This window comes from Vibrio chanodichtyis (genome assembly GCF_028863985.1).
In the GTDB taxonomy this organism is placed as follows: domain Bacteria; phylum Pseudomonadota; class Gammaproteobacteria; order Enterobacterales; family Vibrionaceae; genus Vibrio; species Vibrio chanodichtyis.
Genome location: NZ_JARBFT010000001.1, coordinates 196,096 through 209,150, shown reverse-complemented (window position 1 = coordinate 209,150; position 13,055 = coordinate 196,096). Strand labels below are relative to the sequence as shown.

Sequence of the window (13,055 nt, the reverse complement as noted above, 5' to 3'; positions counted from 1 at the left end):
GTAGGATGCGCATAATTTCAAAAGGTTCGCAGAGATTTTGCAAAAAAACCGCAAAATCTTGATTCAAATTAGTTACAAGCGTCTTTTAGCGCTTTACCTGCTTTGAATGCAGGCACTTTTGCTTCAGCGATTTTGATCTCTTCACCGGTTTTTGGATTACGGCCAGTACGCGCGGCACGAGTACGTACGCTGAATGTACCAAAACCAACCAGTGCCACTTGGTCACCAGATTGAAGCGTATCGCTTACCGCTTCGATAAATGCATCAAGAGCGCGACCTGCAGAGGCTTTAGAAATGTCTGCATTAGCGGCAATTTGTTCTACTAGTTGTGTCTTATTCACTGTGATTCCCCTTTGGTCACCCTTTATTATTTTATCGGTGCCGATTTCGTTCCATTAAAGTTTAAAACTAGCCTAAAGCCTTGTTGCATCAGGGCTACAAGCTATAGCTCGTAACGTTAGCGCCCAAAAAAAACGCTGACAAGCCTTTTTAGGTCTATCAGCGTAAAGATTTACTTATTTTTGCTGCGCATCACTCTTTTTGCTCTCAAAGCTAACCCCGGTCGGGTCTTGCTCTAAGGCAACCTTGAGTACCTCATCGATCCACTGCACTGGTAGCACTTGCAGATCGGCAATCACATTGTCCGGAATATCTTCCAGATCACGCTCATTATCTTTCGGGATCAGCACGGTTTTAATCCCACCGCGGTGTGCTGCCAGCAACTTCTCTTTCAAACCACCAATCGGTAATACTTCACCACGTAAGGTAATTTCACCGGTCATCGCCACTTCGGCTTTGACTGGATTGCCAGTCAAGCTCGATACCAATGCTGTACACATCGCGATACCCGCACTTGGGCCATCTTTAGGCGTGGCACCTTCTGGCACATGCACGTGGATATCTTTTTTCTCGTAAAAATCGGGGTTGATGCCCAATTTTTCAGCGCGCGAGCGTACCACGGTCATCGCGGCTTGAATCGACTCTTGCATCACATCGCCAAGCGAACCGGTTTGAGTGAGCTTGCCTTTCCCAGGCATCGATTGGGTTTCAATGGTCAGCAGATCGCCGCCCACTTCGGTCCAAGCTAAACCGTTAACTTGGCCAATTCGGTTGCTCTCTTCCGCCTTGCCATAGTCAAAACGCTGAACCCCCAAAAACTCTTTTAAGTTTTGTTGGTTAATCACTACGGTTTTAACACTATTATCCAACAAAATTTTCTTCACCGCTTTGCGGCAAATTTTGGAAATTTCACGTTCTAGACCACGCACTCCAGCCTCACGGGTGTAGTAACGGATGATGCCAACAATCGCTGAGTCTTCGATAACAATTTCGCTAGCTTTCAGGCCATTGCGTTCAATTTGCTTATTGACCAGATGATCTTTGGCAATATTGAGTTTTTCATCTTCGGTGTAACCCGATAAGCGGATCACTTCCATCCGGTCGAGTAGTGGCCCCGGAATATTCATCGAATTGGATGTCGCGACGAACATCACATCAGAAAGATCGTAATCGACTTCCAGATAGTGGTCGTTAAACGAATTATTTTGCTCTGGATCGAGCACTTCTAGCAAGGCAGAAGCGGGATCGCCACGCATGTCAGAGGACATCTTGTCAATTTCATCGAGCAAGAACAGCGGGTTTTTAACCCCGACTTTCGCCATCTTTTGAATCAGCTTACCCGGCATAGAGCCAATGTAGGTACGGCGATGACCACGGATTTCTGCTTCATCGCGCACGCCACCCAGTGCCATACGTACATATTGGCGACCAGTAGCGGCAGCAATTGAACGGCCTAGTGAGGTTTTGCCCACCCCCGGCGGTCCAACTAAGCACAAGATCGGCCCTTTCAGCTTGTTAATTCGGCTTTGTACCGCGAGGTATTCTAGAATACGCTCTTTAACCCGCTCTAACCCATAATGATCGGCGTTGAGGATCTCCTCCGCTTTGGCGAGATCTTTTTTGACTTTGCTGCGCTTAGTCCACGGCACATTAATCATCCAATCAATGTAACTGCGCACTACGGTTGCTTCCGCTGACATCGGCGACATCATTTTCAGCTTGTGCAGCTCTTGCTCGGTTTTCTCGCGTGCCTCTTTAGGCATTTTCGAATCTTCGATTTTCTTTTGCAGCGTAGCAAATTCATCAGGTGTGTCTTCCATTTCACCCAACTCTTTTTGGATCGCTTTCATCTGCTCATTCAGATAGTACTCACGCTGCGATTTTTCCATCTGTTTTTTAACTCGAGTGCGAATACGCTTCTCGACTTGCAACAGCTCGATTTCGGACTCCATTTGTCCCATCAAAAACTCTAAACGTTCAGTCACGTCGAGCAATTCGAGCACTTTTTGTTTATCAACCAATTTGAGTGGCATATGCGCCGCAATGGTATCCGCTAGCCGCGCCGCTTCATCAATCCCGTTAAGTGAGGTTAACACTTCTGGCGGGATCTTTTTATTCAGTTTGATAAAGCCTTCAAATTGATTAATTGCGCTGCGTACCACCACCTCTTGCTCACGCTCATCCAGCTCAGGGGTGATCAGATACTGCGCATCCGCCAAAAGATACTCTTCTTCATAGAACTGGGTAATTTTGGCGCGTTGCTGCCCTTCAACCAGCACTTTTACCGTACCGTCAGGTAATTTCAGCAATTGTAGGATGGTGGCGATGGTCCCGACTTCAAATAAATCGGCCACTGTCGGCTCATCCGTTTCCGCTTTCTTTTGGGCGACCAACAGAACTTGCTTGTTGTGATCCATCGCTGCTTCTAAGCATTGGATCGATTTTTCGCGGCCAACAAACAGAGGGATGACCATATGTGGGTAGACAACCACGTCACGCAGGGGTAGTACGGGGATCTCGATACGCTCGGAACGCTCCAAGTTCATATTTTTCTCTCTTCCGCTTTGCATTTGTTACGCAGTATATGGGGGCTAACTGACTGGATTCAATGACAGAATAAAAAAAAGGAGGTATTGAATACCTCCTGATTATTTTTTGTTACTTGAGATTACTCTGCGCCTGCGGCTTGACTCTCATTGGCGCTGTAGATCAGCAGCGGAGCTGACTCACCGTTGATCACAGATTCATCAATCACCACTTTACTGACCTCATCCATTGAAGGCAGTTCGTACATGGTTTCTAGCAGTACCGCTTCAAGGATAGAACGTAGGCCACGTGCCCCGGTTTTACGCTTCATTGCTTTAGCCGCAATGGCTTTTAGCGCATCTTCACGAAACTCAAGGTCAACATTTTCTAATTCAAACAACGCCGCATATTGCTTAGTCAATGCGTTTTTCGGCTCACACAGAATTTGAATCAATGCCGCTTCGTCCAGCTCAGTCAGCGTTGCCGTAACAGGCAAACGACCGATAAATTCTGGGATCAAACCGTATTTCACCAAGTCTTCTGGTTCAACCTGAGTAAACAGTTCACTCAAGGTTTTGCTGTTATCTTTAGAGCGCACATCCGCACCAAAACCGATACCAGTGCCCGTTGCCACACGCTGTTCAATCACTTTATCTAGGCCAGCAAAAGCGCCACCACAGATAAATAAGATTTTTGAAGTGTCCACTTGCAGGAATTCCTGCTGCGGATGCTTACGTCCACCCTGTGGCGGCACAGAGGCTACCGTGCCTTCGATCAGTTTCAACAACGCTTGCTGAACCCCTTCACCCGAGACATCACGGGTAATCGATGGGTTTTCTGACTTACGAGAAATTTTGTCAATTTCATCGATATAGACAATACCACGCTCTGCTTTAGCGACATCGTAATCACATTTTTGCAGCAGCTTTTGAATAATATTTTCTACATCTTCACCCACGTAACCCGCTTCGGTCAGCGTGGTCGCATCGGCCATCGTAAATGGCACATCCAACAAACGCGCCAGTGTTTCTGCCAGCAGGGTTTTACCGCTACCGGTTGGGCCAATCAGCAAAATATTACTTTTGCCAAGTTCAACGCCATCCCCTGTCGTATCACCATTACGTAAACGCTTGTAGTGGTTATATACCGCAACCGCTAACACTTTTTTGGCGTGTTCTTGACCAATCACATAGTCGTCAAGATGTTCACGAATCTTTCTTGGCGTTGGTAACGCCGTCGATTCCTTTCGCGGTAGAACATCTTTTATCTCTTCACGAATGATGTCGTTGCATAAATCAACGCACTCATCACAAATGTATACCGACGGACCTGCGATCAGTTTGCGAACTTCGTGTTGGCTTTTGCCACAGAAAGAGCAGTACAGCAGTTTACTGCTACCGCCCTCTTTGCTTTTATCTGTCATTCGCTAACCTCTTAGCCTTTACTCATTTTGGTTTGAGTGTATAACAATTCCATCAGAAATGCGTTATACAATTACCCGCTTACCCAGCGCGATGTTTGAGCACCGCGTCCACCAAACCATACTCTACTGCTTGATCGGCCGACATGAAGTTATCACGGTCCGTGTCACGCTCAATCACTTCGAGTGGTTGACCGGTGTGCTCAGCCAGTAAGCGGTTCAGCTTATTCTTAATGGTCAAAATTTCTTGTGCATGGATTTGAATATCCGATGCTTGGCCTTGGAATCCGCCCAGTGGTTGATGGATCATCACGCGTGAATTCGGTAGCACATAACGCTTACCTGGCGCACCACCGGCAAGCAAGAAAGCACCCATTGAACAAGCTTGCCCCATACACACAGTGCTCACATTAGGCTTGATAAACTGCATGGTGTCGTAGATCGACATCCCTGCGGTCACACTGCCACCTGGCGAGTTGATGTAGAGGAAAATATCTTTATCAGGGTTTTCAGATTCTAAGAAAAGCAGTTGAGCCACAACAAGATTTGCCATGTGATCTTCTACTTGACCAGTTAAGAAAATCACCCGCTCTTTAAGTAGGCGAGAATAGATGTCGTAGGAACGCTCACCACGGGAGGTTTGTTCAACCACCATAGGCACTAGTGCGTCAACAATCGGCGACATTGCATTTTTTTCTTGATAGATCATAGCCTTATATCCCTAAAATAAATGGCCCGAATGATGGGTATCACACGGACCATTGTTAGCAGATGATTGCTTATTACGTCAACCTTCTACACGACAGTTTGCTGATTAAGCGGCAACTGGGTTCATCAGCTCGCTAAAGCTGATTGCTTTTTCAGTTACTTGTGCTTTCGCAATGATCGCATCTACCGCTTGCTCTTCAAGAGCAACGTTACGCATATTGTTCATCAACTGTTGGTTTTGCTCGTAGTAAGCCACAACTTCTGTTGGGTCTTCGTACGCCGTCGCCATTTCAGTGATCAGCGCTTGAACTTTTTCTTCGTCCGCTTTCAGATCATAAGTACGGATCACTTCACCCAGCAGCAGGCCAACCATAGCACGGCGTTTCGCTTGCTCTTCGAACAGTTCACTTGGCAGTTGAGCAGCGGCTTCAACATTACCACCAAAGCGTTGTGCTGCTTGCTGACGCAGCGCATTCACTTCTTGCTCGATCAGTGCCGCAGGAACTTGGATTTCGTTCTCTTTGACCAAACCTTCAATCGCTTGCTCTTTGATGCGCGCTTTGATGGCTTGATGCAGTTCACGTTGCATATTCTTACGCACTTCCGCTTTCAGAGCCTCAACGCCACCTTCAGCAACACCAAAACGAGCGACAAACTCATCGTTCAGCTCTGGCAGTTCACGCGCTTCAACTTTGTTCACTTTGATCGCGAACTGAGCAGCTTTACCTTTCAGGTTTTCTGCGTGGTACTCTTCTGGGAATGTCACGTCGATCACCAGTTCCATACCTTTAGTTTTGCCAACGATACCGTCTTCAAAACCAGGGATCATGCGACCAGCGCCCATTTCCAGAGGGAAGTTTTCCGCTTTACCGCCTTCAAACTCTTCACCATCAATCGAACCAACGAAATCGATAGAAACACGTTTGCCGTTATCTGCAGCTTCGTCAACTTCTTTCCAAGTCGCTTGTTGCTTACGCAGTGTTTCCAGCATTTCTGCCACATCCGCGTCAGTCACTTCAGCAGTTGGTTTTTCTACGTTGATGTTTTCTAGACCTTTCAGTTCAACTTCTGGGTACACTTCAAATGTTGCAGTGAAAACCAGATCTTTGCCTTCAGCAATTTCTACTGGAGCAAAAGTCGGAGTGCCCGCTGGATTGATTTTCTCTTTCACAATCGCTTCAATGAAATGACGGTGCATGACTTCGCCCAGCATATCTTGACGCACAGCTTTACCGTACATTTTTGCAACCATCGCCATTGGCACTTTGCCTTTACGGAAACCATCGAAACGACGATTCTTCGCGATATTGCGTAATTCTGATGTTACAGCGTCTTCAATGTTGGCAGCTGGAACAGTAATATTCAGACGGCGCTGTAGGCCTTCTAGGGTTTCAACAGTAACTTGCATTATTTCTAAACCTCAAAAACTGGCTCAGGATCTCTGAGCATCATGCGCCAACACCACAAGGTGAGACGGCATTGTTGTGTTGTGCCCGATTGAACACTGAAATGTAAATATTGAGCATCGGTTTTCAAGTACATGACCCGAAAACCAGACTAATGAGCGATATCTTTAACTAAAGGTATCTCCGATTAGTCTCAGGACAAAATTTCAGACGCGACATTCTAACGACCACAGCCTAAGCTGTCGAGTGAATCCCCGTCATAGTCAAGCCAATCTTCTGAAAACCCAATCAAGTGCTAAAAATTCCACCACAAGGGAACCTCTAACGATTCTAAAATGGGGACAATATAGGCTTTTTCAATGGAATCGAGGCTTTTTTTTATTGAAAAGCAGAAAAGGAGATCTTGCTCTTATTTTGCAAGCCGAGCTTTGAACTCGGCTTGGCGATTTTTATACCCAAACAGCTTGGAGTTGCAGGTAGGCGGCAAGTGAGTGAGTCCCCATGCGCATAGACAAACTATATGATTGGGGTGAACGAACGTAGCCAACACCGCGGCAGTTCAAGTAGGAAGCGGATTGTGCCATTACAGCAGGATGAAAGTGACTCCTAATGCCAGCAAGGAAAACACTAAAATACGACCCACAACACCTAGCACACTAGGTTGTACCATTTCAACGTGTTCCATAGTGAACCCCTTGAGCTTTATGTTTATGACACTGTAATGACAATATGGTTAAGTTTCAAAAAATCAGCAACGCATTGAAAAATTAATTTTTCGTGACATAAATGACTGCAGCTCGCAGCTCTTCTCGTGCGGCAATTTTTGTGAGCTTTCCCAGCAAAGTGAGTAAGCAAATAGAGCCGTGAGCGATAATTGACTTGGTTTTGTAGCAAGCCATCCCCATTGATGGCAGTAAAGCTGGTGAAAAAGTTGTGCTTTTCAATAAAGATTGACGTATCGCAATGCGTCATCGACCGCGCCAGATTCATTATTCGCTTCTGTTTCGAAGCACCACCGATAGGATTTGTAAGATGTCTGATGTTTCCACTACCGTCGAATTTGCTACCCAAACCGTTCAGCCTGTTGTTGAATCTAGCGGCTCAATCTGGGGATATGTGGTCGGCGGAATTGTACTGGTGATCGCGGCCGGGTATTTGGGGTTTAGAAAGATCAATAAACCTGCGTTTATGATCAAGCAATTGCGTAAACGCAACCAAAAAGAGATGAAAAAACAAGGGGTAGAAAGCGCCGAAGCGATGGGCGATCTCGACCTACTACTGGATGCGGTGGAAGTGTATGCTACCGAGAAAAAGATGAAAGGCACCGAAATGGTGAAACTGCTGGCACCACTGAATGATGCAAAAAAAGTTAAATCAGCCAGTGATTTTTATCATGCGATGTCGTTTATCGCCAAAGGGATTGATAATCCAACCCTCGCGAAAAATTTGCTGAACAAATCTAAGCAAGTGAAATCCAGCTCAGCACTGATGGCTGGATTACTCAAGCGCGCAGGCATTTAATCTCGCACTAGCCGATACAGTAAGAGCCACGTGAAGTGGCTCTTATACTATTTAACCTCATTAACCTCATTAACCTCATTAACCTCACCCAATGTTATTTCATCTCAGCCAACAAAGTTTGTGAATATTGATAAGGCGTTAATTGAAACTGCTGCTTAAAGCGCGCAGAAAAACGGGTCAGTGATTGATAGCCACAAGCCAGCGCTACCTCCATTAGAGGGCGTAACTCTTGCAACAAGGCGAGCGCATAGTTCATCCGTACTTCACTCAATACTTCACGAAAGCCACTCCCTTCTCCCGCTAAATGACGAGCCAAGGTTGCGCGACTCATCGCAAAGTGTGTGGCCACCGTTTCGATGCTGTGTTCATCACCCGGATTGACACTCAGATAACGTGCGACACGCTCACGCATCGAAGCATTCGCGCTTGGAAACAGCAAATGCAGCGCATTGGCCTCACGTAACTGGGCATACAAGCCGAGTACCAGTTGGCGCTGCGTCTCTGTCGCAAGTGACTGTTGATGCATTTGGTAAACCAGCTCAAAGCACCAAGCTAAAGCAGACGTCACTTTAATTTTCGGCGGCTGACTGAGCGCTGATTGGTTCGATTGTGCGATCCATTCTGCGGGAGGGGCTTGATATAAGGTTAAAGTACGCGAATAAAATTGTGCTTGCTGCGGCACATTCACAAAAGTCAGGTACTGATTGGCGGGTAACAGCAGCCAATCAGTAGCGTTAAAATTCAGCGTCGTATCATGCCACCAGAGCTGTTTATCGCCTTGCGTCACCCAGATGATCGTCGGCGCGTAAATCAACACATTATGCAGAGGTTGTTTACGTAAACCTTTAAACTGCCCAGTTTGGACGATAGCCTGACTCATTATTGCTCCTTATTACTCGCTCACATAAGTTGCGGTGAGTGTGGCTTGGCCGAGCGCATTAGCGCGCAGCATAAAACCGACTAAAGCATTCGAAGCGCCTTGCGGGATCTCCATTTTTTCGAAAGGAAGTGCCCATACGGTAAATTGATAACGATGCATACCATGACCTTGTGGAGGACAAGCACCACCAAAGCCGCTAAATCCGTAATCGTTGTTCAGTTCACGTACCCCTTTAAGCTGCTTTGCGGCACCACGAGCCACCGCTTGTTGATTTGGTGCAATATCTAATGCAACCCAATGCCACCAACCACTGCCAGTAGGCGCATCTGGATCATAGGCGGTGATCGCAAAACTTTTGGTACCTTGCGGCGCATTATTCCAGCTCAGTTGTGGCGACAAATTATCACCGCTGCAACCAAAACCATTGAAGGCAAAATGATTCGCCATGCGGCTGCCTTCTTGGATATCTTGACTGGTGATGGTCATCATTGAGCTACTCAGCGCAGGAAAAGTTACCGCTGCGGCGAGTACAGGTAAAACATAAAGTGCTTTCATAGATATTCTCCTAATTAAGTTGACCCAACTACTCTACCTTTTTTTACGCGGAGCGGGGCAACACAAAAACTCATAATAACCACCAAATAAATATCATTTGAGCATATCTGTATGCTTGCAGCAATATGACTCGTCTACTAAGTGATGGCGATCCTTTATAGGATATCGCAGACCTCACGCGCTAAGCTGATCATACACAGACAAAAAAGCCCAACTCGAAGGTTGGGCTTAGCTAAAAACTCAATTTAGCTTAGATTTTGCATACCGCTTTCCATGAGCCATCTGCCGCAGAAGGTGTACTGTTGGTCCACCAGTTGGCTTGCCATACTGAACCATTGTGGATCAGTTGATCACCGCCGGCTGCGTGATCGCCGCGTGGAAACTCAGGGTAAACTTTCAGTCCCGTTGGGTTAATACCAGCATCAGCACAAGATTGACTCGCACCACCTTCGCTACCATTGCCGCCATCGGTGGCACCTGCAAACGCTGGCAGAGTTGGGAACTCTTTCTTCAAGCCAACTGTTTCATTACCAACAATAAAGCGTACCCCGTTAGCCACACCTGAAACTGGCGTGTAGTACACCATATCGACACTGTATTCACCGCCAGCTGGGATCGTTTCCGTGGCACGTAGCGTTACCGCTACTTTGTGGAACAGTTTCTTCTCACCATTTACTGAGAAGTTAGTGCCAGTATGGCCACTTTCGATCACTTTAAGCCCTGCGCCACTCCAATCTTTAACGATGTCACCGGTTGAGGTTGGCATTAAGAACTCAATCGTAGAACCACCAGGGATGGCAACGTCTGAGTGGTTTTTAAACACTACCGTTGGGTTGATTGGGTAGTTGCTATCGCCTTCTGGCCAATCGGTGGTCGACACTGTGATATCAATCACCGAGTCAGGCTGTGGCAGATCGTTATGACGAATATCCATCGGATCTGCTGCTGCAAACACTTCATGAGCATAAGTGGTCATGTCTGAACCAATCACATATTCACGTTTCACCGCATCATACGAATAGTCGCCAGCCATTTCCCAAATCATCATGCCGCCTAAACCGTTATCGACGATGTAGTCCAGTTTTGGCTTAAGTGAGTCTTTATCTTCAATGCTTAGGAACACTTTTTTGGTGTCGTTCCACAGCCATGCAGCTTGCAGATCTTGGCTCCATACCCGTTCATACTTACCTTCAATCAGGTGTTTTGGATTGGTAGGATCCATGCCCCACGCAGGACCATAGCTTGGCATTCCATCAATGCCTAGTGCATCAGCGTGCATCAGGTTCATCGCATGCCACATTGGCACGACACCGGCTTTGATTTCATTGCCATTCTCATCCAGATCATGCCAGATGTTATCTGTACCTTCTGCGCCCCAGCCACAAATGCTGGTACCCGCAGGGCAAGTAGATTGGTTTGGCTCAACCGCACGGCCCCACAACCCTTTTTCACCGCCGCTCACACCTTGCCAGCCACGAGTGTAGTAAGGAATACCCATGTTGATTTGGCTTGGCTTGAATGCACCACGGAAGAAGTGATGTGTCCACGCTTGGTTCAGATAACCAACACCTTGATATTCAGCGGTGTTATAAACACCCCATTTGGCCAGCTCTGCATCTTTGCCATCATCAAACAACGCTGCTTGCGGGCCGACGAACTCGTTCCACGTACCGTGCAGGTCGTAAGACATGATGTTGACGTAATCCAGCACATCTTGCATCGCAAAATCTTGCATACCGCGCAGTAGGTAACCCGATGATGGTGCCGCGATAGTCAGCATGTAACGACGACCATCTTCTTCACCGGCTTTATCCAGTTCTTTACGCAGTTCAGTCATCATTACCATGTAGTTATCCCACAGTTGGCCACGACACTTGTTTGACTGCTCGAAATCAATTGGGTTACCGGAATCTTTCATCGATGATGGGTATTCATAGTCAATATCCACCCCATCAAAATCGTATTTACGGATGAAATCTACCGCTGACTGACTGAACGCCTTAATGCCTTCCATGTTGACGGAGCAAGACGCCAGATCAGTGGTCATTGGATAGAAGCCACCGGTTTCTGCCCAGCCACCAACCGAAATCAGTGTTTTAACATCAGGATACTGCTGCTTGAATTTGCTCAGCAAATTGAAATGACCTTGATATGGGAGAGCAGGATCCATCTCTGCACCCGGTACATTATCCCACGTCATTTGGGTTGCCGACTCATCCACTTGCATACTGAAATCAGCAGGATTGATGCTGGCAAACGCGTAGTTAATGTGAGTCAGTTTTTCCCACGGTAAATCGCCGGCTAAATAAGCTGGCAGGCCATTTTTACCAGTACGCCATGAGGTGTAGTAACCGATAATACGGCGTGGGTGATCATCACCCATACATTCAGTACCATCTTCACGATAAATTTGTTTGATGTCACAGCTTAGGTTACCGGTGCCCATCTCTTGGGCATTCACTGTGATGGTTGGCGTTGACGTTTGATGCCCAGCGGCATCATAAGCAATCGCTTCAATGGTGTATTGACCCAGCGCTGCTGGAGTCCAAGCCAGTTGATATGGGGCTTGAGCAACACGACCAATCAAACTGCCATTGACTAAAAACTCAACCGCCGTCAGATCGCCATTTTCATCACTCGCATTGGCCGCTAACGTGGTGGCTTTGCCTAAAAATACCGTTTGTCCGTTACGTGGATTGGTCAGTTCAATCTGTGGAGCAACTGGCACTTCTGGCTCTGGCTCAACCGGTGGATCAATTTCTTCGGCTTTTACGGTAATACGTACCGCTTGCTCTTTAAGCAGACCTGAAGTGTCTTCTACGATCGCTTTGATCGAGTGTGCACCCTCGCCCACCGCAATCCAGCTAGCTTGGAATGGTGCTTGTGTCAGCTCGGCAATTTGCTCACCGTCAACCAAGAAAGTTACGGCTTTCACCGTGGTATTGGTAGCGCTTACGTTAGCCAGCATCGCAACCACTTGACCTTCAATAAATTCAGCACCTTGAACTGGAGAAGCCAGCTCCAAAGAGAGTTCAGGTTGACCTGGCTCAACCTCACCATCTGTCTCCACAGTGATCGTACTTTGCAGCAGACTTAGGTCGAGAACGCCGCTCACGCCCAAAGTCATCTCGATGCTCGCACCTGGCAACAGTTGGCTATTAACCCAACTGCCTTGATCAAAGCCTAAGGTTAAGCGGTTATTAAATACCGAACCTTGCGCGGTGCTGCTAAAGCTCATGCTTGGGTATGAAATGCCGGTAGCTGACCAAGAAGGTGTCGTTAAAGAGAGGTTGCTATCAAACACAATACTGGCATCACGCAGTTCGACTGGATTATTGCCATTGTTAGTCAATGTGATTTTGTAGTTGTTCCACCATTCGCTCTCAGAACCAACGATAGAAGCATTACTGTTGATTGCCGCCTGCGCTGCAGGCATCGCCATTCCTACTGCTAACGCAAGAATGGTTGGCATTAAAGTTAATGTTGATTTTTTCATCGTTACCAGACTTATTTAATTGAACAAATTTTCTCTCCTATTATAAGAAGAAAACAATTTCATTCTGTTTCATCTGGATGTAAGCAAATGTAAACATCACTCGATAAATACAAACCATCGCACAGCACGCAATCAAATCAATCAAAAATGCAATCTCAAAAAAACATCTGAGATCACGGTTCAATAAAATAATTCCATCACAGC

9 protein-coding genes and 1 pseudogene are annotated in these 13,055 nt (G+C 46.8%); 1 reads left to right on the top strand and 9 read right to left on the bottom strand.

Going from position 1 to position 13,055, the window contains the following annotated elements:
• Positions 1-68: 68 nt before the first annotated feature.
• The 6 genes and pseudogenes from PUN32_RS00860 to PUN32_RS14095 form a co-directional block, all read right to left on the bottom strand.
• Positions 69-341 carry an HU family DNA-binding protein gene (locus PUN32_RS00860; protein ID WP_166014707.1) on the bottom strand — a complete coding sequence of 91 codons (273 nt, stop codon included), beginning with the start codon at positions 339-341 and terminating at the stop codon, positions 69-71.
• A gap of 174 nt (positions 342-515) precedes the next feature.
• Positions 516-2,885: an endopeptidase La gene (lon, locus tag PUN32_RS00855; RefSeq protein ID WP_274721325.1), complete on the bottom strand. Its 2,370-nt coding sequence runs from the start codon at positions 2,883-2,885 to the stop codon at positions 516-518.
• Positions 2,886-3,007: 122 nt separating this feature from the next.
• Positions 3,008-4,288 carry an ATP-dependent protease ATP-binding subunit ClpX gene (gene clpX / locus PUN32_RS00850; RefSeq protein ID WP_166014705.1) on the bottom strand — a complete coding sequence of 427 codons (1,281 nt, stop codon included), beginning with the start codon at positions 4,286-4,288 and terminating at the stop codon, positions 3,008-3,010.
• Positions 4,289-4,367: 79 nt separating this feature from the next.
• Positions 4,368-4,994 carry an ATP-dependent Clp endopeptidase proteolytic subunit ClpP gene (gene clpP, locus PUN32_RS00845; protein ID WP_166014704.1) on the bottom strand — a complete coding sequence of 209 codons (627 nt, stop codon included), beginning with the start codon at positions 4,992-4,994 and terminating at the stop codon, positions 4,368-4,370.
• Positions 4,995-5,099: 105 nt separating this feature from the next.
• Positions 5,100-6,401: a trigger factor gene (tig, locus tag PUN32_RS00840; protein ID WP_274721324.1), complete on the bottom strand. Its 1,302-nt coding sequence runs from the start codon at positions 6,399-6,401 to the stop codon at positions 5,100-5,102.
• A gap of 293 nt (positions 6,402-6,694) precedes the next feature.
• Positions 6,695-6,808: pseudogene (locus tag PUN32_RS14095) on the bottom strand (TolB protein); the annotation flags it as partial.
• Positions 6,809-7,431: 623 nt separating this feature from the next.
• Between PUN32_RS14095 and PUN32_RS00835 the strand changes: the two are divergent.
• Positions 7,432-7,920: a hypothetical protein gene (locus tag PUN32_RS00835; RefSeq protein WP_166014702.1), complete on the top strand. Its 489-nt coding sequence runs from the start codon at positions 7,432-7,434 to the stop codon at positions 7,918-7,920.
• Between the two features lie 94 nt (positions 7,921-8,014).
• On the opposite strand, the gene PUN32_RS00830 is transcribed toward PUN32_RS00835, so the two are convergent.
• The 3 genes from PUN32_RS00830 to PUN32_RS00820 all read right to left on the bottom strand — a co-directional run bounded on the left by PUN32_RS00830 (position 8,015) and on the right by PUN32_RS00820 (position 12,827).
• Complete coding sequence (locus PUN32_RS00830; protein WP_274721323.1) at positions 8,015-8,800, bottom strand: helix-turn-helix domain-containing protein; 786 nt, start codon at positions 8,798-8,800, stop codon at positions 8,015-8,017.
• Between the two features lie 12 nt (positions 8,801-8,812).
• Entirely contained in the window at positions 8,813-9,355 is a 543-nt protein-coding gene (locus tag PUN32_RS00825) for a YbhB/YbcL family Raf kinase inhibitor-like protein (protein WP_274721322.1), read from the bottom strand.
• 250 nt (positions 9,356-9,605) lie between these two features.
• The gene (locus PUN32_RS00820) at positions 9,606-12,827 is read right to left on the bottom strand and encodes a glycosyl hydrolase family 18 protein (protein WP_274721550.1); all 3,222 of its coding nucleotides are present in this window, start codon (positions 12,825-12,827) and stop codon (positions 9,606-9,608) included.
• Positions 12,828-13,055: the final 228 nt, after the last annotated feature.